We start from the raw sequence: 26239 nt of genomic DNA, 5'->3' as shown, positions 1-26239 counted from the left end.
TATAGATTAATCATGTATCAGCAGAATAAATAGGGAATAACGGAGAGCTGATGACGGGGAGATGCTCCCCGTCATGTAGATTACCCTACATTTTGTAGGTTATTTCTGAAGGCGGGTAATAAACGCTGACGTTTCTTTGATTCACTCGTCACAATGACATAACCGCTTGGTAGGATATCCTGCAAAGCTTCGATCGCTTCTTTTTGCTGTTCCGGAGACTCAAGGCTCACCACCAGGCTGTCATTCTCCGGAGTGATGCTTTTGATGCGAATCCCCCGCTGATCGAGGTGTTGATACAGATAAAATCCATCGGGTAACGACAGACCCTGCTGATTAGGCCGAATTTTTAACGCACTTTCTGTGCGCAGAATCATTGGCGTAAACAACAGTGCTGCTAGCAATAAGGCGGTCACCGGCAGGATAAGATAGAGCCAAACTGGGCGGCTAAAACGGCCCCTGAGGGTAATCACTCTGGCTTACCTTTATCATTGCTGTTATTAGCCGGAGGGGCACTTTTTTTGCGCCAAAGCACATATAAAGAACCAAATAAGCCAATCACTAAGAGTGCCAGAGGCAGCAACATCAGGAAAAACATCACTTCATCTTCGTATTTCAGGAATACCGGTGTTTTGCCAAAGGCAAAGCCCATAGTGGTTAAGATCAAAACCCACAGCAACCCACTCATCCAGTTAAAGAATTGAAAGCGGGTATTGCTCAGGCCGGAAAGGCCCGCAATTGTTGGCAATAAGGTGCGCACGAATGCCAGGAAACGGCCGACCAATAGGGCGGATAACCCATGGCGGTGGAACAGGTTATGTGCGCGCTGGTGATAATGGGCAGGTAGATGGGATAGCCACCCTTGCACCACTTTGGTATTCCCCAGCCATCGCCCCTGAATATAGCTGACCCAGCAACCCAAGCTGGCTGCGGTGGTTAATACCACAATGGTCACCGGGAAGCTCATGGCCCCTTTTGCAATCAAGACGCCAACCAGAATCAGCAGACTATCGCCCGGTAAAAAGGCCGCCGGAAGTAGGCCATTTTCCAGAAAAAGTATCACAAATAACAAGATGTAAATGGCCCAGACTAAAGATGGATTCGCCAGTGTCTCGTAGTCTTGCGCCCATAAAGCATGTAAGAGTTCTTTAATGATATCCATCGGGTATTCCTAAAACGTCATTGTTTGTTGTATGCATCGTTATGGATATAAACACGATCAAAAAATATCTGATGGTTTTTCGTGTTTTAGCGATGGTTTTGATAAAGGAACCAAAGCAAACCAATTCGCTGATATCTAAAGGTAAATTGACTTCTTGTTGCGATGCTCACGTATTACGACAACCGAGAAAGCATCACGCCATAATATGGTAGGTAAGCATCCCGCTATATTGAGTATTACTCTCTTTCCAGCCACCCACACGATTTTGCTGTGTCGAAGCATAGAATATCCAATTGGAATAGTTCAACAGGGGCAGTGATTGCCGTGGCTGTTTATAGATTTCATCCGCTCGGCTGCTGCGGGACATAGCCAGATGTGCGCTATGCCAAGTGTTATTGGCGAATGAAAGATTAACTGAGCCGGTAAGTTTAGTTGCACCCAACCGGTTTTTTATGGCGGTTTTTTTGGCAGGAATGCCCATCAGACGCCATTGTGAATAAAGGGCTTTCTTTTGCAGGTGCAGATATGACGAAAAGACATTGACGGATGAGGAGGTGCCGCTGACGCAGGGACGGTCAAGCGCAGGTAACACTATACCTGATGAGGGATGCGTGGACGATAGCAAGCTGCCGGAAGCCGAACCGACCCAGCCAGCTACTGCAATAAACAGAGCAAACAACCAGCGCATATATTTGCGTTTCGCTCCCAAAGCATCCGAATAAAAAAGTGCTGCCACTTTAGCAAAATAGCGGGATATGAAACAGGGAAATATAGATGCTAATTGAGTGTTTTTTAAGCAATAGTTAAAAAACAGGCCTAACACTGACATTTGCTGACAGAACTCGACATTTACTGACTACAACATCGCATGAAGAGTGCCTCTTCGTGCTGGAAATCACCGATATCGGTTAGCTGGCCCATCCTTGGGCATTGCTGCCATAAGCCCTGGTCACATCGACTTTTGGCGAATTTGTCTCTAATGACTTATTTCAATGATTCGCTTGCTTGCGGCTTATCTGTAACACTCAAACCAAGCTCTTTGGGGATATCGAGATGAACTACCGGGTTTTCGGTGAATAAGTAGCGGTCTACATTAAACTCGAAATCATCAGTCGTGGCCCGGAACAGCATTTGTTTGGTATTTTCCAGATGTTGCCACATGGCGAGCTTACTGGCGTATGGATCTTTACGCATCAGAGCCTCAAGGATCCGATCGTGATCTTCGCACCAACTCTCGATCGACTTATCATCAATATGCTCGTGCAGTTTGATCCAGTAAGGGTTATGTACCCGCTGGCTCCACATTTTTTCGACAATCGTTGCCATCGCGGTGTTTTGCGTCGCCAGCGCCACTTGCACATGGAATTTCAAATCCCATTGCGAGTCACGAAAACGATCTTCTTGCCGCGCATGTTTTTGGATCTCGATTAATTGCACGATATCCTGACGGGTGACTTGTGTGGCTGCAAATTCAGCAATGTTACTTTCGATCAATTGACGCGCCTGTAACAGCTCAAAAGGGCCTGCGGTGGCGAATTCAATACCCTGGTTCGGCATGACCAAGTGTTTTTGCTGATTCGACATCACATGGATGCCGGAGCCTTTGCGCACTTCTACATAGCCCTCCACTTCCAACATGATAATCGCTTCACGGACCACAGTTCGGCTGACATTCATTTCTTCGGAAATGTAGCGTTCTGCGGGCAATTTATCGCCCACCTGATAAACACCGGCTTCGATGCGCTGCTTTAACTCTGCGGCTAACTGCTGGTACAACCGTCTGGTTTCTGTGAATTCCATGATTAAGGCTCTTGGGATCAAGGATCAATTGAGGCAGCAAATTTTGCGGCTCATTTTGTCTGGAAGGCATGATATCCCGTAGGAGATACAATTGGACTTGTTATACCACTTATCCCTATTGGGTTCTAGTTATTGCTATCACAGTTATGATGGAAAATGTGCAGTAAAGGAGGGCGGCTCGGGGATAAAAAGCCCGGCAAATATCACCGGGCTGATGGTGTCTCTCGCGTAAAGTCTTGGATTAATTCTGTCCGGCTGGCGTTTGTTGTACCGGATCGATAGCGGGTTCGGCTGCCGAGCGGTTTTGCAGTACCGTCCAGATAACCACGACGGCTAACACGTCAAATACGGCGAGTGCGGCAAACAGTGGGCTGAAGCCCATGGTATCTGCCAAAGCACCCACTACCAGGGCGAACATAGTACTGGCCGTCCAAGCCGCCATTCCCGTCAAGCCGTTGGCGGTGGCCACTTCGTTACGGCCAAAGACGTCAGACGATAAGGTAATCAGCGCACCAGACAGTGATTGGTGAGCAAATCCACCGACACACAGCAGGGCGATAGCCGCGTAAGGGCTGGTGAACAGGCCAATCATCCCCGGCCCAATCATCAACAAGCCGCCCATAGTGACCACTAACTTACGGGAAACAATCAGGTTAACTTTGAGATATTTCTGGAACAATGGTGGCAGATAGCCACCCAGAATGCAGCCCAGGTCGGCAAACAGCATTGGCATCCAGGCAAACATGGCGATTTCTTTCAAGTTAAAGCCATAAGCTTTAAACATGAACAGTGGGATCCACGCGTTGAATGTGCCCCAAGCGGGTTCTGCCAAGAAACGTGGTATTGCAATACCCCAGAACTGGCGGTTACGGATAATCTGCATTGCAGACATCTTTTTGGCGTTAGCAGTAGAGTGCTGCGCTTCTTGGCCACTCAGGATGTACTCACGCTCTTCATCAGACAGTTTTTTCTGATCTTTCGGGTGTTTGTACAGGATTAACCAAGCAATGGCCCAAATCAGGCTAAGCACACCGGTAATGATAAATGCCATCTGCCAGCTGTGCATCACGATAGCCCACACCACTAATGGTGGTGCAATCATGCCGCCGATAGAAGAACCTACGTTGAAGTAACCCACGGCAATGGAGCGTTCTTTTGCTGGGAACCACTCACTGGTCGCTTTCAGACCCGCAGGGATCATGGCGGCTTCTGCTGCACCCACAGCACCACGAGCAATCGCTAAACCGCCCCAACTGCTGGCTAATGCGGTACTCATACAGAATATGGCCCACATGACGGCAAACATGGCATAACCGACTTTCGTCCCCACCACATCCAGAATATAGCCAGCTACCGGCTGCATCAGAGTGTAAGCGGCTGAATAAGCGGCGATAATATAAGAATATTGCTGTGTCGTGATATGTAACTGCTCTTGCAACGTTGGTGCGGCAACGGCAATAGCGTTACGCGTCAGGTAACCTAATATAGTGCCCACGGTAACCAAAGCGATCATGTACCAGCGTAAGCCTTTAATTTTACGCATCATTTTTAACTTTCTCCCAGTATTAGATTACTGCCATGAAACACCGCCTGTCGTGATGTTTCATGGCGCAATGTGGCCCAATCCGACATTGCTGTGCATGCGGTGGTGCCTGGCCTTTCTTATTCATGAGTTGAGGCTGGCGTGCTGGCGGTCGCTTCAACTATTTTAGGTTTCCCTTCCTATCCGAGACCGCAGTGCTGGTACGGCGCTCATTTTTTATACCTATTTGGGTCAAATCAATGCCTTTATTTGAACATGGCTAATGAGATGACTGATGGCGACGCAACAATAACTTGTCATACAGATTTAAAAGTTGAGTGATATCACAAAAACCACTTTTCAATTAGGGAATAATAGAACCCAGCAGACTTAGTGCCTAAAGGGACTAAATAGACTATAAATGTTGAGTATTTGTTCTTTTTGTTAGGTTTTTGCGATCTTTATCTATAAAAAAATGCTGGACGATAGATGAAATTGGTGTGATAACTTCGCGATAACAGAAAGCAGAACTCTAAGATGTTTCAAGTGAGGAACCTAATATGTCGCAGTTTTTGACCGAAGACTTTTTGCTCGACACTGAATTTGCCCGCCGTCTGTATCATGACTACGCGAAAGATCAGCCAATATATGATTATCACTGTCATTTACCCCCTGAACAGATCGCAGAAAATACCCGCTTTAAGAATATGTATGACATCTGGTTGAAAGGTGACCATTACAAATGGCGAGCTATGCGCACTAATGGTGTCGCGGAGCGTTTCTGTACCGGTGATGCCAGCGACCGTGAGAAGTTTGATGCTTGGGCTGCAACGGTTCCTCATACTATTGGTAACCCTTTGTATCACTGGACGCATCTTGAATTACGCCGTCCATTTGGTATTACAGGTAAGTTATTGTCCCCCGCCACATCAGAAGAAATCTGGCAGCGCGGTAACGAGTTGCTGGCTCAGGACAGCTTCTCTGCGCGCGGTATCATGCAGCAGATGAATGTCAAAATGGTCGGTACTACTGATGACCCGATTGATGACTTGCGCCACCATAAAGCTATTGCGGCTGACGGCAGCTTCAATATCAAAGTGTTACCAAGCTGGCGTCCAGACAAAGCTTTCAATATTGAAGCCGCAGGTTTCAACGATTATATGCAACGCCTGGAAGCTGCCGCTGACACTTCTATTAGCCGCTTTGCTGATTTGTGTTCCGCGCTGAACAAACGTATGGATCACTTTGCCGCCCATGGTTGTAAAGTTTCTGACCACGCGCTGGATGTGGTGGTTTACGGTGAAGCTGATGAAGCGACTTTAGACGGCATTCTCGCCCGTCGTTTGGCCGGTAATCAGCCAAGTACCGAAGAAATCGCTCAGTTTAAAACCGCTGTCTTATTATTCCTGTCTGGCGAGTATCACCGCCGTGAATGGGTGCAGCAGTATCACATCGGCGCATTGCGTAATAACAACAGCCGCATGTTCAATCTGGTCGGGCCGGATATCGGCTTTGACTCCATTAATGACCAACCCTTAGCGCAGCCTTTATCTCGCTTATTGGATGCACAGGGCCTGCGCAATTCGCTGCCAAAAACCATCCTTTACTGCTTGAATCCACGGGATAACGAAGTGATCGGCACCATGGTAGGCAACTTCCAGGGCGAAGGTCCTGCCGGGAAAATGCAGTTTGGTTCTGGCTGGTGGTTCAATGACCAAAAAGATGGCATGCAACGCCAAATGACCCAATTGGCCCAGCTCGGTTTGTTGAGCCGCTTTGTTGGGATGCTAACTGATAGCCGCAGCTTCCTGTCTTATACCCGCCATGAATACTTCCGTCGCATTCTGTGCCAGATGATTGGGCGCTGGGTCGAAGATGGTGAAGCTCCGGCAGATATTGAGCTGCTGGGTTCTATGGTGAAAAACATCTGCTTTGATAACGCCAAACAATATTTCGCTATCGAGCTGTAATCACCGAACTGTTTTAGTGATGAATATCCGATAACAATCACGGGGCTGAATGTCAGCCCCATATAACATTAACTCGTTGTTTATTTAACGCCCGGCAGTATGCGTTATGAGGTGAACCCTGATGCAAGCTCTGAACCGTCGTGACTTTCCTGGCCGTAGCCACCCGGACAAAATCATTCAATTCGGTGAAGGTAATTTCCTGCGAGCCTTTGTTGACTGGCAGATTGATTTACTGAATGAACATACCGATCTGAATGCCGGGATCGTGGTGATCCGCCCGATCGATAGCGATTTCCCTCCTTCACTCAGTACCCAGGATGGCTTGTATACTGCGGTGATCCGCGGTCTGAACGAGCAAGGCGAAACGGTGCGTGAATCCCGTCTGATCCGCTCGGTTAACCGCGAAATCAATATTTATCGTCAGTTTGATGAATATCTGGCGCTGGCCCGTGATCCTAATATCCGCTTTATGTTTTCGAACACCACTGAAGCTGGCATTGCCTGGAACGAAGCGGATCAATTCAGCGATGCGCCGCCAAGCTCTTTCCCAGCAAAATTGACGCGTTTGTTATTCGAACGTTTTGAGCATTTTGCTGGTGCAGCGGATAAAGGCTGGGTGCTACTGCCTTGTGAACTGATTGATTATAATGGTGAAGCTCTGCGTGAGTTGGTGCTGCGCTATGCCAGCCATTGGCAATTGCCAGCAGCGTTTACTCAGTGGTTGACGGAAAATAACACTTTCTGCTCAACATTGGTTGACCGCATTGTGACCGGTTATCCGCGTGATGAAGTGGCTGCACTGCAAGCAGAATTGGGCTATCAGGACAGCTTCCTGGACACGGCTGAATACTTCTATCTGTTTGTTATCCAAGGGCCAAAAGAACTGGCGCAGGAACTTCGCCTTGATAAATTAGATCTGAATGTTCTTATCGTTGATGACATCAAGCCCTATAAAGAGCGCAAAGTTGCGATTCTGAACGGCGCGCACACTGCACTGGTGCCAGTGGCTTATCTGTCTGGGTTGGATACTGTCGGCCAAACCATGGATGACGCGCAAATCAGCCGTTTTGTCGAAAAAACTATTACTGAAGAGATTGTTCCAGTACTGGATTTACCGAAAGATGAGTTGCTGTCATTTTCTCAGGCGGTACTGAGCCGCTTCCGCAACCCATTCATTCAGCATCAATTATTGTCTATTGCTTTGAATGGCATGACAAAATTCCGCACCCGAATTTTGCCTCAATTGCTGACTTATCAACAACAGCAAGGCAAATTGCCACCGCGCCTGACCTTTGCCCTGGCTGCTTTGATCGCCTTTTATCGTGGTGAACGTGATGGTCAAACTTATCCGCTACAGGATGATGCTCACTGGCTGGAACGTTATTCAACCTTGTGGAATGGGGTAAAAAACGGCGATATCGCGCTGGCAGAGTTAGTTAACGGCGTATTGTCTGATGCTACCCACTGGGGTCAGGATCTGACGGCCGTCCCGCAACTGGCAAATCAGGTGACAGAACAACTGCAAACCATTATTGACAGTGGTATGAGAGTTGCAGTCGCGGCTTACATCTAAGAGTCTAATTATGCAAAGTATTATAAAAATTCACCCGCTAGATAATGTCGCCGTCGCACTGCAAGATTTAGCCGCTGATGAGATTCTCGAAATCGGAGAATTCAGTGTTAAGTTGGCTCAGCCAGTCGCTCGTGGGCATAAATTTGCCCTGACAGCCATTGAGCCGGGACAAATGATCGTTAAGTATGGTTTGCCGATCGGCCATGCATTAATACTGATTCAGCCGGGCGAACATATTCATTCGCAAAATGCCAAAACAAACCTCAGTGATCTGGATGAGTATCAATATCAGCCAGAATTCAGTGAGTTACCACCACAAATGGCGGATCGCGAAGTACAGATCTATCGCCGGGATAATGGCGATGTGGGCGTGCGTAACGAACTGTGGATCATCCCAACTGTGGGTTGCGTGAATGGGATCGCCCGCCAGATCCAGCAACGCTTCTTGAAAGAAACACAAGACGCGGAAGGTATTGATGGCGTCTATCTGTTCAGCCACCCGTTTGGCTGTTCACAGCTGGGTCAGGACCACGAAAACACCCGAACCATGCTGCAAAATATGGTGCGCCATCCCAATGCTGGCGCAGTGCTGGTGATTGGTTTGGGCTGTGAAAACAATCAGGTAGATGTTTTCCAGACCACGCTGGGGCCGGTTGATGAAGATCGCGTGCGCTTTATGGTTTGTCAGCAGCAGGATGATGAAGTCGAAGCCGGTCTGGAGCATTTGCATGCTTTGTATCAGGTGATGCGCCATGACCAACGGGTGCCGGGTAAGTTGAGTGAGCTGAAATTTGGTCTGGAATGTGGCGGTTCTGATGGTTTATCAGGAATTACCGCTAACCCATTACTGGGCCGTTTTTCTGACTATGTGATTGCCAATGGCGGGACATCCGTCCTGACAGAAGTGCCGGAAATGTTTGGGGCAGAGCGGATTTTGATGAGCCGGTGCCGTGATGAAGCAACGTTTGAAAAGACCGTTAGTATGGTCAATGATTTCAAACAGTACTTTATCGCGCATAACCAGCCGATTTATGAAAACCCATCTCCGGGCAATAAAGCGGGCGGTATCACCACATTGGAAGAGAAATCACTGGGTTGCACCCAAAAAGCGGGCCAGAGCAAAGTGGTCGATGTGCTGAAATATGGTGAGCGCCTACAGCGCCCTGGGCTGAATTTACTCAGCGCCCCGGGTAATGATGCTGTCGCCACCAGTGCATTAGCGGGTGCAGGTTGCCATATGGTGTTATTCAGTACCGGCCGTGGCACACCTTACGGCGGTTTTGTGCCGACAGTTAAACTGGCAACTAACAGTGAACTGGCTGCCAAAAAGCCCCATTGGATTGATTTCGATGCCGGTAAACTGATTCACGGCACGCCAATGGATACATTATTGACAGAGTTTATTGATTTGATAGTCGCCATTGCCAATGGTCAACCAGCACGCAATGAAGTCAATGATTTCCGCGAACTGGCCATCTTTAAAAGTGGCGTCACCTTGTAAATATTGTGTCTTTTGATTAATATGAAACGGTGTTTTATTATTTTTAATAAAATGCCGTTTGCTTATTAATTAGTACGGTCACCGTACACCAGGATTATCCCCCCATGACTTTCTATTGGTTTGCTCAAGCCGTTGGCGTGCTGGCATTTTTTGTCGGTATCACCATGTTCTTCAATCGTGATGAACGGCGTTTTAGACTTCAACTTTCCGCCTACAGTGCCATTATTGGCTGCCACTTCTTCCTGATGGGAGCCAGTGCGGCTGGCAGTAGCGCCATGCTCAATGCGCTGCGAAATCTGGTCGCGGCTAAAACCCGCAGTAATATTGCCATGTTGGTGTTTATCAGTCTGACATTAGCTTTTGGTATATGGCGTATGCAGCACGCGGTCGAGATATTGCCGATTTTCGGCACCGTTATCAGCACTTGGGCGATATTTCGCACCACTGGCCTGACAACTCGCTGCGTGATGTGGGTCTCCACCGTGTGCTGGGTTATCCACAATGTTTGGTTGGGATCTATTGGCGGTTCATTGATTGAAGGCAGTTTCTTGCTGCTTAACGGCTTTAATATTATTCGTTTCTATCGTCTGCAACAGCAAGGGATAGACCCTTTTCTGGTAGAGAAGAAAGCGGAAAAAGAAGATGTGATTCAATAAGAAACGGGGGCTAAATTGCCCCCATCCCCTTTAGGTTGAAATTCAGACGCTTTTACGGTTAGCCAGCGGATCAGGATCCGCCAGTCTGGCATCGTCGGCCTGACAAGCTGCGGCGGTAAACAGGACGTCGGTTGAGGAGTTCAGCGCGGTTTCAGCTGAATCCTGCAATACGCCAATGATGAAACCAACCGCGACCACTTGCATGGCGATTTCATTTGGAATGCCAAACATGCCGCATGCCAGCGGGATCAACAGCAGCGAGCCGCCAGCCACACCCGATGCGCCACAGGCGCAGACCGCAGCAACCACACTCAATAGCAGAGCGGTGGGTAAATCAACGGTAATGCCTAAGGTATGAACTGCCGCCAATGTCAGCACAGTGATGGTGATCGCCGCACCTGCCATATTGATGGTAGCGCCCAATGGAATGGATACCGAATAGGTATCTTCATTCAAATTCATCTTTTTGCACATTTCCATATTCACGGGAATGTTCGCGGCTGAACTGCGGGTAAAGAAAGCGGTAACGCCACTTTCGCGCAAGCAGGCAAACACCAATGGATAAGGATTGCGGCGGATTTTCCAGTAAACAATCAGTGGGTTGACCACCAATGCGACCAGTAACATACAGCCAATCAACACCACCAACAGTTGTGCGTAGCCCAGTAACACGCCAAAGCCGGTTTCTGCCATGGTGGAGGAAACCAGACCAAAGATACCCAGCGGTGCAAAGCGAATAACCACCCGTACCACTTTGGTTACCGCGTCAGACATATCATTAATCAATGCTTTGGTGGTATCAGCGGCATGACGCAAAGCAATACCTAAGCCCACAGCCCAAGCCAGAATGCCGATATAATTGGCATTAAGCAGCGCATGGATTGGGTTAGCAATGATGCTGCTCAACAAGCCTTTCAACACTTCGGTAATCCCACTCGGTGGGGTGATATCCGCAGTATGAGTGGCCAGGATCAGGGTTGAGGGGAAAATAAAACTCACCACCACGGCAATCAGTGCGGCAGAGAATGTACCCAATAGATACAAAAACAGAATAGGGCGGATACTGGTTTTTTGGCCTTGCTTATGATTAGCAATTGAGGCCATGACCAGCATCAAAACCAGAACTGGGGCGACCGCTTTTAATGCACCCACAAACAAAGTCCCCAGCAAACCCACAGCCAGTGCGGCTTGAGTGGAGACTAGCGCTAAAATAATCCCGGCAATCAAGCCGACCAAAATCTGTTTAACCAAACTACCGCGGATGATAAATCCGATAAAGCCAGACTGTGTATTTTCCATAGTTTCCAGTGATACCTCTTCCCAATATTATTTTTAGTTAATTAGCGCATAAGCCGGAACGGGGCCACGCGCTTATACCCGTCATACTTCAAGTTGTATGTGTTGGCTGCTCTCGCTTACCCGAATTACTTACCTGAGTAAGCTCATCGGGATTATGAGCCTCATCAGAAGCTCACCCTACGTGCCAGCGCAAGCGCTGTTCAAAATGGTTTACAACCAATTTGTCACTCAATTGCCGCCGTCCTACAACTCGAATTATTTGGGGCATAGTTTCCACACCTGTAACTTAGTATTATTTGTAACTGGGTGTGTTTGCTTTGACAGTATAAGGGAATCTATTGGGCAGGAAAGAAACAATCAGCAAAATCCAATGCGGATCAAATTTGCATAACATTTTGTTTACATTTGTGTGATGGCAATAACATTTGGTGGTTGGCGAAATAAGCGAGATAAATGCGGGGCTATAACTGCCCCGCATAATATATTGTGTCGCAATGCTAACTATTTATGAGTAGTTTTATCTGCTGCTAAACGCTTATCTGCACGATGATTTGCCCAAGCATTAATTAACAATGTTAGGGCCAGAATGCCTGCTACCACACCTAATGAAATGCCAATAGGGATATGGAACAGATCGATAATCATCATTTTGACGCCGATAAAGACCAAAATTACCGATAAGCCATACTTCAACATGGAGAAGCGCTCAGCCACGTTTGCTAATAAGAAATACATGGCGCGTAGGCCTAGAATCGCAAACAAGTTAGAGGTCAAAACAATAAAGGGATCCGTGGTGACGGCGAAAATAGCCGGGATGCTATCAACGGCAAAAATGACATCGCTCAGTTCAACCAGAATCAATACTAATACTAACGGCGTAGCATAGAGAAGACCGTTTTTGCGCACAGTAAAGCGGTCGCCATGTAGCTCGTCAGTCATGCGCAGATGATTACGAATCCACCGCACCAGTGGCTTTTCGCCGATCGGCGTATTGTCTTCTTTCGCCAATGCCATTTTGATGCCGGTAAACAGGAGGAAAGCACCAAACAGGTACAAAATCCAACTGAATTGCGACACCAACCAACTTCCGGCGAAGATCATGATAGTACGCAGCACGATCGCACCTAATACACCGTAAATCAGCACGCGGCGCTGCAAATTAGCAGGAACAGCAAAATAGCTAAATAGCATCAGCCAGACGAAGACGTTATCGACGGCGAGTGCTTTTTCAATCAGATAGCCGGTCAGGAAAGCCAGCGCTTGCTTGTCGGCGATTTCGCGCCCCATGGTCTCAGTCAGATACCACCAGAAACCGGCATTAAACAGCAAAGACAAACTCACCCACACCAGCGACCAACAGGCGGCCTGGCGTAGAGTCATGGTTTGTGAGCCACGCCGCCCCTGCAACAATAAGTCGATGGCGAGCATAATTGTCACAACAACGGCAAAACAACCCCACAGTAAGGGAGTACCCACGGTATTCATCATTTATAAACCTCGTAAAACAAAAACGGCCAACGTCGGAAGACGCCAGCCGCTATGTCTGAGCTGCAAGCAAACCTCGCCTTCCGGCAAGGTCTCACTTACAACTCTATTAATGTATACCCATCATCCATCAACTCGAATTATTTTGGGTATGGAAGCATCTAAACAGATGCCCGAACATTAATGAGGTGCCCGGTAACCGGGTGCTTTCGCACCGTAATGACGGCAAACCGGCAATGAAGTTACTCCCCTTTGCCGCGCAAAAATAATTCAAAATAGCCCGCAGGTCAATCATTGAAACAAAATATTAACTTACTGCGGGTGGTTGGGAATCCGCTGGGAAGATAACGCCGGTTTGGCGGCGGATCTCCGTTTGGATTCGTGACGTCAGCAATGACAACTGTAAGCCATCGTGTTCTACCTGATGAGCTTCAATCAGATTGGCAAAAACCTCGGCTTCATACAGCATAGTATTAATATGCTGAGGCTGCGTCAGGTCTTGTGAGTGACTACCTCGAGGAGTAAAGGCTACGGACTGGCATTCAGAAATGCTTTCGATAACTAATGAGCCATCTTCGCCCTGAATTTCACTAGGAATATCCGATTGGCTCACTTTTGAGTGAATAATAACCACATCAAAATCACCATAATTTAGGCAAACAGTGCCGTGGGCATCAACGCCACTCGGTAATAAGCTTGCGCTTGCGAGCACGGATTTAGGCGCTCCCCATAAAGCCAAAGCACTTGCCAGGCAGTAGTAACCGATATCCATAATCGAGCCATTCGAAAATGCAGGATTAAAGGTATTCGGGTTTTCACCATTCAGATAACGCTGATAACGTGATGAATATTGGCAGTAATTGATAAAGGCTTTACGCAACTTCCCCACCCGCGGTAGAGATTGTTTTAATTGAGCAAAATTAGGTAGGTAGGCCGTTTTAAAGGCCTCGAATAGCACGACTTCATGTTCGCGGGCACAGGCAACTAAAGCTTCAACTTCTGCAAAATTAGACGCCAATGATTTTTCACAAATGACGTGCTTTTTATGACTGAGGAACAATTTAGCTTGAGGGTAATGCAAAGAATTTGGGCTGGCGATATACACAGCATCAATCTGATCACTGGCTGCCATTGCTTCAAGATCATCAAAGCATTCAGTAGCGTTATAATCAGCGCCAAACTTTTTGGCTTGCTCCAATTTACGGGAGTAAACGGCGACCAGTTTCATTTTGCCACTTTCGTGTGCGGCATCAACAAAACGCGCGGTGATCCAATTGGTGCCAATAACAGCGAAACGAATCATAGTGAACTCCATTCCTACAGAAGAAAAACACATTGAACCACCCCGCCATTAACGGATTGGTTTTTATAGCGAAATAGGTAAATCAAAGTCTAGTAAATCGCGCCAAATAGATCCAAATGTGTCAGATAGAGGCGTGTATCAAACTCTAACTGATGATATTGCGGCTCCATATGGCAGCATAAACTGTAGAACGCTTTGTTGTGATCTTTCTCTTTCAAATGTGCTAATTCATGAACCACAATCATTTTCAGAAAGGCTTCAGGGGCATTTTTAAACACTGTCGCGACTCTGATTTCCGCTTTGGCCTTTAATTTGCCGCCTTGCACTCTGGAGATAGCGGTGTGCAGGCCTAGTGCATGTTTCATGACTTGAATTTTACTGTCATAAGCCACTTTACTTAACGGCTGAGCATTGCGTAGATATTGGTTTTTTAAATCAACCGTATATTGATACAGCATTTTGTCTGTATTGTAATCATGTGGTTGAGGGTAACGCTGGCGCAATACATTGCCCAATCGCTGTTCAGTAATGAGTTGCTGTACCTGAGACTGTAAGTGTTCGGGATAACCGTGCAGATAGGTGAGTTCCTGCATATGTATTTGCTCTGGTTGCCAATGGCTCTGTGTATATTGACGCCGATAATAGCGTTTTTCAGAGGGTTAGACAAAAGGCGATTATTTGAACAAAAATAATTAGCTTAAATAGAAATTGGCGGCTCATATAAAATCCCGCAGTTTAAACTGAAAGTTACCCATATCGGCATCACTGTGACTACATTTTGCCGATATGGATATTTTCAATTTAATAGGGAAAACGAATTAAATATTGCCAGCTTAGAAACGATAATTCATCCCTATAGTGGCTTGAGTATCGCTATAGTTGTGCCCACCGAATTGATGGCCTAAATAAGTCCACAACCGTAGATTACTATCAATGTTAGCTTCAATACCCAGCTTAAGGTCAGCAATATTACTATTTCCTTGCGGCGAAACATTGACACTCACTAACTCTATCTTGTCCTGTACTCGCTGCGGGGTGGTGTAGGCTCGCGATAATTGAACTCCTTGATTGACACGGCTATGGATCCAATTAGCTTCAAAAGAAGGGCTAATTTGCAGGTTTTTGGCCGATGATAAGGTATCAATATCTAACTCAAGTACAGTGCGCATCCCTAATTTAGTGGTCACCGCATTGTCTTCTTCAATATTAATGAGTATTGCATTTGGCTCTTTATGCAGTAACCCGCTAGTACGTTGCCACATTACTTTTGCTCTAGGTTGTAGCGAAAGCTTGGTATCGGCTGTTTCGAACAGTTGAATTTTGTAGCCGGTTTCCAGTGCACTAGTAAATAGGTAAGATTTGTAATTCGCAGCAGTTGTGACATTTGGCGCTTTAATTTGATTATTAAACCAGCCGTATTGCGCCAAGAGATCAATGTAAGGCCCAAGCCGAGTCTGGTTATCAGCGTACCAGATACTGTATAAACCGAGGTTATAACCATCAACAGAACCCTGAGCCTGATGGTGAGAGGATGTAGAATGGCTGTGATTGGTTGATTTACCAAAACCTGCGGTTATCCCTAAAATCCCTTGGTCATCTCCACCGCTGCTCCATTTGTTTAGGGTTCCACCGAGTTGGATAGCGTAGCGGTTACTTTTCGTCCGTAATTGGTCATTGCCAGAGTTAAAGCGGTTTTTGGCCCCTGAAGTGTTGATCCACAGGCTACTGACTTTTTCCTCGCCTGTTACTGGGTCAATGTATCGAGTTTCTCCCTGACGATATTGTAAGTCATCGGTTATAAACATCTGTTGAGCCGCTATCTGGTTAGCAATATAGCTACCAACTTGCGGATTGTGACCAATGATGGGCGCGGGCTTGTGGACAACTGGTTTCACTGCCGCTGCTTTTGCTTTTGCTTTTGCTTTTGCTTTTGCTTTTGCTTTTGCTTTTGCTTTTGCTTTTGCTTTTGCTTTTGCTGCCGCTGCTTTTGCTGCCGCTGCTTTTTCTGCCGCTGCTTTTTCTGCCGCTGCTTTTTCTGCCGCTGCTTTTTCTGCCGCTGCCTTTTCTGCCGCTGCCTTGATTGTTGCGTCATCAAATACGGATTCTATTTCCTGATAGACGTCGTTCACCACAGTAGTGGCCAATATATTATTTAGCGGTTTAGTTATTTTCCGTACTAGTGTTTTTTCCTTTTCTATCTCTTCGTCATAGAATTTATCTAGCATTTGAATATTTATTCTTTCTTTTTGTGCGTTCTGTCCTATTTCTTTGTTCTGCTGCACCGGTATGTTTCTTATCTCTCCATACGCCTGTTTTACTTCTTGGTCCCAAGATAGTGGGGTTTTGCCTGTTTCCAGTTGTTCCCATTCTTTTCTATTTTTCAGTTTGGTTATCTTTTTCTGTGTTGTTTTTATCTGTGATCTATCGCCTGATGCGCGTGCCTGCTGTAATTCTTGTAACAGCGTTGCAAGTTCCGAAAGCTTTGGTTGGTTTAGTGGTTCCAGTTTAACGAATCCTATCAGTCTTAGTTCGTTGCCTATCGAGTTTGAAAGTAATGAGGTAATTTTTGAGTGTTGAGTTGCTGATGCAATTAATATTGAAGGTAAGCGTGTGATAGAATATTTTTCACTCTCCACTGTTGCCCTTGCTAGTTCTTCTTGATGGGCAGCGATTTCTTTCTTGTGAAGGTTAAGTTCACTAATAAATTCTGGTAGGGTGGCACCCGCTTCTAACATATGACTTATAGAACTAATAAATATAGAATTTGTGCGGGGATTGTGGCTATCAGGGTGGATTAGCTCATTACCCCCCCCATATTCATTATTGAATACATTAGATATTTCTCGTTGCTGAGGAATATACTGGCCAGGAATTAAAGGGGGCGGTGGTGTAACAGTCATGGGTGTATCTAAAATAGGGGCTTTATCATTCGCCCATGCCACTGTGCTACTGAATACCAACAATAGGGCACTGATAGCTTTAGCACATGGAGACAAACTGTATCTGGCATCATTTGAAGATATATTCTGGGTACGGTCATTTGGCTGAATAACATTTGATATATACATTGTCTACTTACCTTCCTGGTAATTAATATTCAAGATTTATGAATTGCAGAGATATAATTTCTGACCGTATATTCAGGCCAGATATAAAATTAGGTATTTTGTGATTTTAGCCATTTTAAATAATATTAATAAAAATAAAATAAGAAAATATTCTTATTTTATTTATTCTATGAATACATGCTTACACAGAACACCATATTTTGGCTTACACAGAACACCATATTTTGATGGGGTATTTTATGTTGAACCTAACCAAATGGAGCTAATTGCTAATGAATTGGCATAAAACTAAGATTTTGTAATGATTGGCATTGGGGTAAAATACACTTTTCATTAAGCGCTTTTGAGGCGTTTGTTAGCCTGCTTTCCCGGCCAGACCCTGGAATTTCTCCCTTTTTGTCGGTCTTGGTTTCGATAAAACGGCATTTAAGCAAAAAAACATTTTACTGAGCGCCCGTTTTAGGGGATAAACAGCCCAAATTTATTATTTATAATAGTAGCCAGGAGCGGTGATGAGCCAACTCTTACTGGGGACAGAAAGCCTTGAGCTTGAACGTTTTCCCCCACAAGAAAATTCCAACACCTTACAGGCGTGGGAAGCGGCAGATGAATATCTGCTACAAAACATTGACTTAAGCCAAATTGATGGCCGTCCGGTGCTGGTGTTTAACGACCAGTTTGGTACGCTGGCCTGTGCTTTACATGCCCATCGTCCATTTAGTGTCAGTGACTCTTATATGAGCCAACTGGCGACGGCGCACAATTTGCGTTTAAATCGTCTGGATGAAGATGCTGCCACTTTGCTGAGCAGTATGGATGACTTGCCTGAGGCCCCTAAGCTGGTGGTGATTAAGATTCCTAAAGCATTAGCGTTGCTGGAGCATCAATTGCACGCTTTACGCCGCGTCATTGAGCCGGACACGGTGATTATTGCTGGGGCGAAATCCCGCGATGTGCATAATTCTACCCTGCAATTGTTTGAAAAAATTCTGGGGCCGACCAAAACGACTCTGGCATGGAAAAAAGCCCGGCTGATTCACTGTGAAGTGGCCGATATTCCACAGTCAGAAGCGCCGGAAACCACGGATTGGCCATTGGCAAACACTGAATATGTTATCCATAACCATGCGAACGTTTTTTCGCGCAATAATTTGGATATCGGTGCGCGCTTCTTCATGGAAATCTTACCTTATGATGTAGAAGGTAAAATAGCCGATCTGGGCTGCGGTAATGGGGTGGTTGGCTTAATCGCGCTAGAGCAAAACCCACTGGCAGAAATGTTATTCGTCGATGAATCCTACATGGCGGTGGCGTCCAGCGAGCTGAATATCACCTATAACCGCCCGCAAGACTTGTCGCGCTGTGAATTTATGGTGAGCCATGGTTTAGCCGGTGTAGAGCGCGAGAGTTTACAGCTGGTACTCTGTAACCCGCCATTCCATCAACAACACGCAGTCAGTGACCACGTGGCCTGGCAAATGTTCTGTGATGCCAAACGTTGTCTGAAAGTGGGCGGCGAGCTGATGATTGTCGGGAACCGCCATTTGGATTATTTCCACAAATTGAAACGTTTGTTTGGTAACTGCGAGACACTGGATTCCAACCAGAAGTTTATGGTGCTTAAAGCGGTAAAAACGGCTTCATCCCGCTCTGAGGGCGGTGGCAGTGGTAGTCTGGATATGTCGTACAGCGATTTCTAATTATCCTTTGTCCTTAAAGCCACCGGGGTGTTAGCGGCACGCACTCACCCGAATCACTGACTTGAGTCAGCTCATCGGGATTTGTTTGCTTGCTGCCTACCGGTGACGCCAATGACTTTGGATAATCCTTTGCTAAAATTAACCCCGAGGCGATTGTCCTGGACGCTGCGGGGCGTGGTATTTACCACTTCCCGCTTTTTACTCATGCTTATATCGCCAGCGCCAGCCGTGTTCCTTGATCAATGGCTCTGCGGGCATCTAGCTCTGCGGCGACGTCAGCACCGCCAATCAAATGCACGATTTTGCCCATATCCAGCAAGGGCTGATGCAATTCTCGACGTGGCTCCTGGCCCGCACAAATAATAATGGTATCGACGGGGAGACAACTGGCTTGTTCTGCTCGAATGATATGTAAGCCCTCATCATCAATACTTTCGTAGCTAACACTGTTGAGCATCTTCACGCCACGCATCGCCAAACTGGTGCGGTGAATCCAACCGGTCGTTTTCCCCAACCCCTCACCGACTTTGCTGGTTTTTCGCTGCAATAGAAAAATTTCTCGCGGTGATGGATGGACTTTGCCTCCCTCCGGAGATAACCCGCCGCGATGCGTTAAATCTTGATCAATGCCCCATTCGTGGCTGAATGCGTGGCTATCTAAACTGCTGGAATCGCCGGATTGGCTGAGATATTCAGCAGTATCAAAGCCAATTCCGCCCGCGCCAATAATGGCCACCCGCTCACCGACCGGTTTTTTATCACGCAAGACATCCAAATAGGTCAGCACTTTGGGGTGTTCAATACCTTTGATGGCGGGCAAGCGCGGCTGAATGCCACAGGCAAGAATGATTTCATCAAAATCAGCCAGTTGCCCGGCCTGTACCGGGGTATTTAATTGCTGAATAACACCATGGAGCACTAATTGGCGGCGGAAATAACGCAGTGTTTCGTAGAACTCCTCTTTACCGGGGATTTGCTTGGCAATATTGAACTGCCCGCCAATATCAGTCGCCGCATCAAAGAGTGTGACCTGATGACCGCGGCTGGCCGCGGTGACAGCAAAAGCTAACCCAGCAGGGCCGGAGCCGACCACCGCGAGCCGCTTCGGCGCTGCTGTCGGTAATATGGGCATTTCAGTTTCACGGCAGGCGCGAGGATTCACCAGACACGAAGTCAATTTGCCGTCGAAAATTTGATCCAGACAGGCCTGATTGCAGCCGATGCAGGTGTTAATTTCATCCGCCCGATCCTGAGCCGCTTTTTGCACAAAAGCGGCATCGGCGAGGAAGGGGCGGGCCATTGACACCATATCTGCACAGCCGTCAGTCAGCACTTGCTCCGCCACTGCGGGGTCATTAATCCGGTTGGTGGTGATCAGCGGAATGTTAACTTTCCCCATCAACTTACGAGTCACCCAACTGAATCCGGCGCGCGGCACCATGGTGGCGATAGTGGGGATTCTGGCCTCATGCCAGCCAATGCCGGTGTTAATCAGGGTGGCACCAGCTTGTTCGACCGCCAGCGCTAACTGTTCAATTTCATCCCAATTGGAGCCGTCCTCGACTAAATCCAGCATCGAAAGGCGGTAAATCAAGATAAAATCAGGGCCGGTCGCCTCTCGAACTGCCCGCACGATCTCAATGGCAAAACGCATTCGACGCGTAAAGTCACCGCCCCATTCATCATTGCGATGATTGGTTCTGGCGGTAAGAAATTGATTAATCAAATACCCCTCAGAACCCATGACCTCGACACCGTCATAACCCGCCTGTTTGGCTAATCGCGCGCAGTTGGCGAAGTCAGTAATGGTTTGCAGCACTTCGTCATGACTTAATGCTTGCGGTGCAAAAGGATTAATTGGAGCTTGTAATGCTGAAGGGGCAACCGGCTGTTTTTGATAGCTATAACGGCCAGCATGTAGAATTTGTAGCGCGATTTTACCGCCAGCAAGATGCACCGCATCCGTCACGATTTGGTGGTGCGGCACTTGTGTGGCGTCATTTAGCACCGATGCACCTTGATACACCACGCCCTTTTTATTGGGCGCAATGCCGCCAGTGACAATCAAGCCGACGCCTCCTGCCGCTCGTTCCGCATAGAACGCGGCCAGGCGCTGTGGGCCATCGGGCAACTCTTCCAGCCCGGTATGCATCGACCCCATTAATACGCGATTTTTCAAGGTGGTAAAACCAAGATTTAGGGGCGCGAGCAGGTGAGGGTAAGCTAACATTGCAGTCTCCATTATTGTTATTTCTCTCCGCCACAATTGAGTTTAGTAAGTGGTCGGATGAGATTTTTTATTCAAATTTAGACGGTGCAGTGCAGCTTGGGAAATCACAATGTGCTGATTGTGATAGCCGTCATGAATATGACCTTTTTTATTCAATGACAGCGAAACTAGACGGCCACGGAAGATTTCCTTTTTAGTAGTTCAATCAACTGGTTGCCGTATAAGCCGATAATCAGCCCACTAATAATAAATACCATCGCGATAACTTTCCCGGAAGGAATACTTTCATTGAGAATCATTACTGAACCTAACATATCGCAAATTGGCCCTAATAAGGATAACGGCGCGACCATTGAAACGGGATATTTGGTGAGTAATGAATTCCAGATCCAATAGGCAAATAACGTATTTGGGTAAACCTGAAATAAAATAGAAAACAGCGTGGTGGCATAGCTAATTTGGGTATATTGATACTCACTATGGCGGTTACCACGGTGAGTATCAATAAGGGGGCGAGAATATGAAAATATTCTCGGGTCAGCGGTATCGCCATCCGCAATACCGCTTAGGGATAAATATTAATATTAGCGTTTATATAAACTCGCGATCATAAAGCAGCCAAGTGAGCTGAATAACATCTCAATCCCGACCAAAGCGGTGACCATAGTTATCGACATCAACGGCCCAGCACTGACCAGCAGATAGGTAATAATTAGATCCAATACACCCAGTAAAATTTGCAGCCATGCGCCCGGTAGCCCCCATGTTCTATAGCCGGTTATCAGCCGCATGACGCCACCAAAAGCAAACAGCACCGCTAATACTATCGCCAGACTTATCATTCCCACTGTAGGATTGGTAATGAATACATAACCCATCACAATGTATGCCACACCCAGCAATATACCGGTGACCATCGGCCAAAGGTTATGAGTGCGGTTGGCTATCATCCCGACGATCATCGCAATCCCGCTAAGCAGCAGTAGAATACCGATGATAGTGCTCAGAACGGTCCCGGAAGCTAACGGATTAATTAGGCAAAAAATCCCGCCGAGCAGCAGTAACACAGCAATAATTCGCATAATAAGCTGCTGTTTTTTTAACGTTTTTTCATCAACACTTATAAGGTATTTCCGATCTATATTCAGCATAACAATAACTCCTGTAAGGTCTGAACTCATTTATCGATAACTATCATGAGTATAGGTCGAACAAAAGATTCATAAATAAAATTTATGATATTTAATTGATTATACTGTGGAATATTTCTTGTACGTCAGATGTAAAAACAGTATTGCCACCAATAACAGTAAAAAAGTGGGGGCAAGGCTAACTAAAATCAATGCCATAGCAAAGAGCAGCACCATGATTGAGGTGAGGCGCGGTGTAAACGCGGTTATTGGTAAGGGGCGGATTCTGCTTTTTTCTGCTTCTTTTACGGTGGACATAAAGCTGACTGATGGTTTATCTGGTTTCCAATTGAAACCACTTGAGATCTTAGGGGATCTTGGATGCCAATGATTGTCATCGAGAAAAAGTGATTAAGCACTAAAATAAGGATGATGGAATTACCCTCTAATAGAGTCTGAGGAGTAGGACATAGCTCATAATTTTCCTAACAAATAGGAAATAAATATGAAACAAATAATAATGTAATTATTCTTTCCCTAAAAAACATATTCAAATTTATAGTGGCGCATTTTTTTTCCAGTGCTAACGTTTTATTAGTATGTTAAATCATAATAATGCTCGGACGATGTATTTTTTGCCATTAAATAAACATCAATAATAACCTGGTTTTCCATAGTTGTTTGATTTTACTGATTTTTAATTGTTCTTTTGTCTCAATTAGGATAGAGGTAGGAAATGACTAAAAAATCTCTGGATGATTATCGCTCTACGTTATTAGATTCCCGCTTTGGCTCTCAAGCCATTCGTCATATTTCAGAAAATAAAAATTTTCCTAAAGAGGAGATGCGCGAGGATATTGCTTTTCAAATCATAAGTGACGAGCTATTTCTTGATGGTAATGCGCGACAGAATCTCGCGACATTTTGCCAAACGTGGGACGACGATAATGTCCACAAGTTAATGGACCTTTCGATAAATAAAAACTGGATTGATAAAGAGGAATATCCGCAATCGGCGGCAATAGATATGCGTTGTGTAAACATGATGGCCGATTTGTGGAATGCACCTACGCCAAAAGGTGAGCAAGGGGTGGGGACGAATACCATTGGTTCTTCAGAAGCTTGCATGCTGGGTGGCATGGCGATGAAGTGGCGCTGGCGCAAAAAAAGAGAAGCGGCAGGTAAACCCACGAATAAGCCTAATTTTGTCTGTGGGCCGGTACAAGTTTGTTGGCATAAATTTGCTCGTTATTGGGATGTCGAAATACGTGAAATTCCTATGGTTCCAGGGCAATTATTTATGGACCCACAGCGGATGATAGAGGCATGCGACGAAAATACTATTGGCGTAGTGCCGACTTTCGGTGTGACTTACACAGGTAACTATGAGTTTCCTAAACCCTTGCATGATGCGCTGGATAAGCTACAAAAAGATACTGGCCTTGATATTGATATGCATATCGATGCGGCGAGTGGTGGCTTTTTAGCGCCCTTTGTTGCGCCGGATATTGAGTGGGATTTCCGTTTGCCACGGGTGAAATCAATCAGCACTTCCGGGCATAAATTCGGATTGGCACCTTTGGGATGTGGTTGGGTTATTTGGCGTGATGCGGCAGCCTTACCTGAAGAGCTTATATTTAATGTCGATTATCTTGGCGGTCAGGTCGGCACTTTTGCTATCAATTTCTCGCGCCCCGCAGGGCAAGTTATTTCCCAATATTATGAATTCATACGCTTAGGGCGTGAAGGTTATACCAAGGTACAAAGTGCCTGTTATCAGGTGGCAGAATTCCTAGCTAAAGAAATTGCACCACTTGGGCCTTATGAGTTCTATTGCAGTGGTGGCCCGGATGAGGGTATTCCCGCCATCTGTTTCCGTATTAAAGAGGGGGCAAAAACGGGATATACCTTATATGACCTTTCCGAGCGTTTGAGGCTACGTGGTTGGCAAGTTCCGGCATTTACCTTGAGTGGAAAGATGTCTGATGTTGTGGTCATGCGTATTATGTGCCGCCGCGGATTCGAAATGGATTTCGCCGGGCTGTTATTAGACGATTTTAAATCTTCACTGAAATACCTAAGTGAACATCCATCCCTTGGGGGCCTGGCAAGTCAGAATAGTTTTAATCATACATAAACCGGATGGCGGTTTTATTCTGATTTTTAACCTTTAGGTCAAGGCGGCGTCATGCCGGTGAATAAGGTGGATAAATTATGTCGAATAATACTTCCGGTACAGGTAAATCCCCTGTTCCAGTCAAAAAGCTGAGTATTGCCACACTGGCAATTATGAATATTGTCGCCGTCGTCAGCCTCAGAGGATTGCCCGCTGAAGCCGAATATGGCCTGAGTTCAATTTTCTATTATCTCTTTGCCGCAGTATTTTTCTTAATCCCTGTATCACTGGTAGCGGCGGAATTAGCCACAGGTTGGCCGGAGAAAGGGGGGGTATTTCGCTGGGTTGGCGAAGCATTTGGCCCCCGGTTAGCCTTTCTCGCCATGTTTATGTTGTGGATTGAGGTGACAGTTTGGTTCCCCACTGCACTGACCTTTGCCGCAGTCTCACTGGCCTTTATCGGCCCCGAACAACGCTGGGACGAGGCCCTATCTGCCAATAAATTCTTTGTCTTAGGAATAGTGCTATTTATTTATTGGCTCGCGACCTTTATTGCTTTTAAAGGCGTAGATACATTCACGAAAGTTGCGAAATGGGGCGGTATTATTGGGACTATTATTCCTGCGATTATTTTGATTGTGTTGGGTTTCTCTTACTTAATTGGCGGCGGAGCTCCACAAATAGATTTAGCTTGGGATAAAGTGGTTCCTGACTTTTCCAACTTTGATAACGTGGTGCTGGCAGCCAGTATTTTCTTGTTCTACGCCGGTATGGAGATGAATGCCATTCATGTTAAAGATGTTGATAATCCTAATAGAAATTACCCTATAGCCATTATGTTATCAGCCGTGGGCACGGTGCTTATTTTCGTGTTAGGGACTCTGGCAATCGCCTTTATTATTCCACAATCTGAAATTAGTCTGACGCAAAGTTTGTTGGTGGCCTACGACGATATGTTCAAGTGGGCGCATCTGGAATGGCTGGGGCCAGTGGTGGCTTTTGCGTTGGCCATTGGGGTCTTGGCGGGGGTTGTGACCTGGGTTGCCGGCCCGTCCTCGGGTTTGCTGGTGGTGGCGAAAGCCGGTTATCTGCCGCGCTGGTGGCAACATACCAATAAGAATGGCATGGCGACCCATATTCTACTGCTACAAGCGCTGCTTGTTTCCTTGTTGGCGATACTGTTTGTGGTATTACCTTCGGTGCAGGCGGCATACCAGATAATGAGCCAGATGACGGTTATCTTGTATCTTATCATGTATATGCTGATGTTCAGTTCGGCTATTTATCTGCGCTACAGTCAGCCGAATCGTCCTCGACCATATCATATTCCCGGTGGGGGGATTGGTATGTGGATTATTGGCGGTGCGGGGCTTATAGGCTCAATTCTCGCTTTCATATTCAGCTTTATTCCTCCTAGCCAAATCTCCGTGGGCAGCCCAACAGAATATGTTGGCATCCTGATTGCCTCTACACTGTTCTTTGTCGCCTTGCCATTCTTGATTTATATCGTCCGCAAGCCTCATTGGCGTGATGCAAATAGTGATTTTGCGCCATTTACCTGGCAAGCAGAAAATGGTCACCCGGGGATCCCGAGTGCTTCGGCGATACATACTAATGATGTCACGGCAGCGGCAATTAAAACTCCAGTGGCGGACACGCCGAGAAGTTAATGTTCTTCCTCTCTGTATGCAGGGGGCAGTGGCCCCCTGCTCAATAATATAAAGTGT

Annotated in this window: 20 protein-coding genes and 1 pseudogene; 8 read left to right on the top strand and 13 right to left on the bottom strand. The window is 46.5% G+C overall.

What is annotated here, in order from left to right:
* Positions 1–80: 80 nt before the first annotated feature.
* The 5 genes from mzrA to DXZ79_RS17655 all read right to left on the bottom strand — a co-directional run bounded on the left by mzrA (position 81) and on the right by DXZ79_RS17655 (position 4505).
* Positions 81–470 carry an EnvZ/OmpR regulon moderator MzrA gene (gene mzrA, locus DXZ79_RS17675; RefSeq protein WP_032820578.1) on the bottom strand — a complete coding sequence of 130 codons (390 nt, stop codon included), beginning with the start codon at positions 468–470 and terminating at the stop codon, positions 81–83.
* The gene (locus DXZ79_RS17670) at positions 467–1159 is read right to left on the bottom strand and encodes a DedA family protein (RefSeq protein WP_004391980.1); all 693 of its coding nucleotides are present in this window, start codon (positions 1157–1159) and stop codon (positions 467–469) included. The genes mzrA and DXZ79_RS17670 overlap by 4 nt, the downstream gene beginning before the upstream one ends.
* 193 nt (positions 1160–1352) lie before the next feature.
* The gene (locus DXZ79_RS17665) at positions 1353–1847 is read right to left on the bottom strand and encodes a hypothetical protein (RefSeq protein WP_038640016.1); all 495 of its coding nucleotides are present in this window, start codon (positions 1845–1847) and stop codon (positions 1353–1355) included.
* 296 nt (positions 1848–2143) lie between these two features.
* Positions 2144–2959 carry a transcriptional regulator ExuR gene (gene exuR, locus DXZ79_RS17660; protein WP_038638851.1) on the bottom strand — a complete coding sequence of 272 codons (816 nt, stop codon included), beginning with the start codon at positions 2957–2959 and terminating at the stop codon, positions 2144–2146.
* A 241-nt stretch (positions 2960–3200) separates the two neighbouring features.
* Positions 3201–4505, bottom strand: a complete 1305-nt coding sequence (locus DXZ79_RS17655) for an MFS transporter (protein WP_072089180.1) — start codon at positions 4503–4505, stop codon at positions 3201–3203.
* A 536-nt stretch (positions 4506–5041) separates the two neighbouring features.
* Here DXZ79_RS17655 and uxaC point away from each other — a divergent pair.
* The 4 genes from uxaC (at position 5042) to DXZ79_RS17635 (ending at position 10181) form a co-directional block, all read left to right on the top strand.
* Positions 5042–6451 (top strand): glucuronate isomerase, encoded by a 1410-nt coding sequence (gene uxaC, locus DXZ79_RS17650; protein WP_038638855.1) that lies wholly within the window; start codon positions 5042–5044, stop codon positions 6449–6451.
* A gap of 121 nt (positions 6452–6572) precedes the next feature.
* Positions 6573–8024 (top strand): tagaturonate reductase, encoded by a 1452-nt coding sequence (locus DXZ79_RS17645; RefSeq protein WP_050292034.1) that lies wholly within the window; start codon positions 6573–6575, stop codon positions 8022–8024.
* Between the two features lie 10 nt (positions 8025–8034).
* Positions 8035–9525, top strand: a complete 1491-nt coding sequence (locus DXZ79_RS17640; protein ID WP_038638860.1) for a UxaA family hydrolase — start codon at positions 8035–8037, stop codon at positions 9523–9525.
* 104 nt (positions 9526–9629) lie between these two features.
* On the top strand, positions 9630–10181 hold the full coding sequence (locus tag DXZ79_RS17635; protein ID WP_038638863.1) for a YgjV family protein: 552 nt from the start codon (positions 9630–9632) through the stop codon (positions 10179–10181).
* A gap of 42 nt (positions 10182–10223) precedes the next feature.
* On the opposite strand, the gene sstT is transcribed toward DXZ79_RS17635, so the two are convergent.
* The 5 genes from sstT to DXZ79_RS21045 form a co-directional block, all read right to left on the bottom strand.
* Complete coding sequence (sstT, locus tag DXZ79_RS17630) at positions 10224–11480, bottom strand: serine/threonine transporter SstT (RefSeq protein WP_038638866.1); 1257 nt, start codon at positions 11478–11480, stop codon at positions 10224–10226.
* Positions 11481–11981: 501 nt separating this feature from the next.
* Positions 11982–12968: a TerC family protein gene (locus DXZ79_RS17625; RefSeq protein WP_120011514.1), complete on the bottom strand. Its 987-nt coding sequence runs from the start codon at positions 12966–12968 to the stop codon at positions 11982–11984.
* A gap of 304 nt (positions 12969–13272) precedes the next feature.
* On the bottom strand, positions 13273–14268 hold the full coding sequence (locus DXZ79_RS17620) for a Gfo/Idh/MocA family protein (protein WP_038638871.1): 996 nt from the start codon (positions 14266–14268) through the stop codon (positions 13273–13275).
* 89 nt (positions 14269–14357) lie between these two features.
* Complete coding sequence (locus DXZ79_RS17615; protein ID WP_038638874.1) at positions 14358–14861, bottom strand: M48 metallopeptidase family protein; 504 nt, start codon at positions 14859–14861, stop codon at positions 14358–14360.
* A 240-nt stretch (positions 14862–15101) separates the two neighbouring features.
* Positions 15102–17336: an autotransporter outer membrane beta-barrel domain-containing protein gene (locus DXZ79_RS21045; RefSeq protein WP_244942297.1), complete on the bottom strand. Its 2235-nt coding sequence runs from the start codon at positions 17334–17336 to the stop codon at positions 15102–15104.
* Positions 17337–17848: 512 nt separating this feature from the next.
* On the opposite strand from DXZ79_RS21045, the gene rlmG reads away from it, so the two are divergent.
* On the top strand, positions 17849–19036 hold the full coding sequence (rlmG, locus tag DXZ79_RS17600; protein WP_038638877.1) for a 23S rRNA (guanine(1835)-N(2))-methyltransferase RlmG: 1188 nt from the start codon (positions 17849–17851) through the stop codon (positions 19034–19036).
* 208 nt (positions 19037–19244) lie between these two features.
* Here the strand turns inward: rlmG and DXZ79_RS17595 are convergent, their stop codons facing one another.
* From DXZ79_RS17595 to DXZ79_RS17585, 3 genes and pseudogenes are all read right to left on the bottom strand, one after another.
* On the bottom strand, positions 19245–21266 hold the full coding sequence (locus DXZ79_RS17595) for an oxidoreductase (protein ID WP_038638881.1): 2022 nt from the start codon (positions 21264–21266) through the stop codon (positions 19245–19247).
* Positions 21267–21433: 167 nt separating this feature from the next.
* Positions 21434–21712: pseudogene (locus tag DXZ79_RS17590) on the bottom strand (EamA family transporter); the annotation flags it as partial.
* Positions 21713–21850: 138 nt separating this feature from the next.
* Complete coding sequence (locus DXZ79_RS17585) at positions 21851–22417, bottom strand: HdeD family acid-resistance protein (RefSeq protein ID WP_038638887.1); 567 nt, start codon at positions 22415–22417, stop codon at positions 21851–21853.
* A 118-nt stretch (positions 22418–22535) separates the two neighbouring features.
* On the opposite strand from DXZ79_RS17585, the gene DXZ79_RS20730 reads away from it, so the two are divergent.
* From DXZ79_RS20730 to gadC, 3 genes are all read left to right on the top strand, one after another.
* Positions 22536–22787: a hypothetical protein gene (locus tag DXZ79_RS20730; protein WP_042562483.1), complete on the top strand. Its 252-nt coding sequence runs from the start codon at positions 22536–22538 to the stop codon at positions 22785–22787.
* Positions 22788–23132: 345 nt separating this feature from the next.
* Positions 23133–24533: a glutamate decarboxylase gene (gad, locus tag DXZ79_RS17575; RefSeq protein ID WP_038638890.1), complete on the top strand. Its 1401-nt coding sequence runs from the start codon at positions 23133–23135 to the stop codon at positions 24531–24533.
* A 77-nt stretch (positions 24534–24610) separates the two neighbouring features.
* Positions 24611–26182, top strand: coding sequence for a glutamine/gamma-aminobutyrate antiporter GadC (gene gadC, locus DXZ79_RS17570; protein WP_038638893.1), 1572 nt, complete (start codon positions 24611–24613; stop codon positions 26180–26182).
* The last annotated feature ends 57 nt before the right edge of the window (positions 26183–26239 follow it).

The sequence above is a fragment of the Yersinia rochesterensis genome (genome assembly GCF_003600645.1).
Taxonomy (GTDB): domain Bacteria; phylum Pseudomonadota; class Gammaproteobacteria; order Enterobacterales; family Enterobacteriaceae; genus Yersinia; species Yersinia rochesterensis.
This window is presented reverse-complemented; position numbering and strand designations above follow the sequence as displayed.

Coding starts and splice junctions, on each gene's coding strand:
- DXZ79_RS17670 (WP_004391980.1), bottom strand. CDS start 1,159: ATGGATATCATTAAAGAACTCTTACATGCTTTATGGGCGCAAGACTAC.
- DXZ79_RS17665 (WP_038640016.1), bottom strand. CDS start 1,847: ATGCGCTGGTTGTTTGCTCTGTTTATTGCAGTAGCTGGCTGGGTCGGT.
- exuR (WP_038638851.1), bottom strand. CDS start 2,959: ATGGAATTCACAGAAACCAGACGGTTGTACCAGCAGTTAGCCGCAGAG.
- DXZ79_RS17655 (WP_072089180.1), bottom strand. CDS start 4,505: ATGATGCGTAAAATTAAAGGCTTACGCTGGTACATGATCGCTTTGGTT.
- uxaC (WP_038638855.1), top strand. CDS start 5,042: ATGTCGCAGTTTTTGACCGAAGACTTTTTGCTCGACACTGAATTTGCC.
- DXZ79_RS17645 (WP_050292034.1), top strand. CDS start 6,573: ATGCAAGCTCTGAACCGTCGTGACTTTCCTGGCCGTAGCCACCCGGAC.
- DXZ79_RS17640 (WP_038638860.1), top strand. CDS start 8,035: ATGCAAAGTATTATAAAAATTCACCCGCTAGATAATGTCGCCGTCGCA.
- DXZ79_RS17635 (WP_038638863.1), top strand. CDS start 9,630: ATGACTTTCTATTGGTTTGCTCAAGCCGTTGGCGTGCTGGCATTTTTT.
- sstT (WP_038638866.1), bottom strand. CDS start 11,480: ATGGAAAATACACAGTCTGGCTTTATCGGATTTATCATCCGCGGTAGT.
- DXZ79_RS17625 (WP_120011514.1), bottom strand. CDS start 12,968: ATGATGAATACCGTGGGTACTCCCTTACTGTGGGGTTGTTTTGCCGTT.
- DXZ79_RS17620 (WP_038638871.1), bottom strand. CDS start 14,268: ATGATTCGTTTCGCTGTTATTGGCACCAATTGGATCACCGCGCGTTTT.
- DXZ79_RS17615 (WP_038638874.1), bottom strand. CDS start 14,861: ATGCAGGAACTCACCTATCTGCACGGTTATCCCGAACACTTACAGTCT.
- DXZ79_RS21045 (WP_244942297.1), bottom strand. CDS start 17,336: ATGTATATATCAAATGTTATTCAGCCAAATGACCGTACCCAGAATATA.
- rlmG (WP_038638877.1), top strand. CDS start 17,849: ATGAGCCAACTCTTACTGGGGACAGAAAGCCTTGAGCTTGAACGTTTT.
- DXZ79_RS17595 (WP_038638881.1), bottom strand. CDS start 21,266: ATGTTAGCTTACCCTCACCTGCTCGCGCCCCTAAATCTTGGTTTTACC.
- DXZ79_RS17585 (WP_038638887.1), bottom strand. CDS start 22,417: ATGCTGAATATAGATCGGAAATACCTTATAAGTGTTGATGAAAAAACG.
- gad (WP_038638890.1), top strand. CDS start 23,133: ATGACTAAAAAATCTCTGGATGATTATCGCTCTACGTTATTAGATTCC.
- gadC (WP_038638893.1), top strand. CDS start 24,611: ATGTCGAATAATACTTCCGGTACAGGTAAATCCCCTGTTCCAGTCAAA.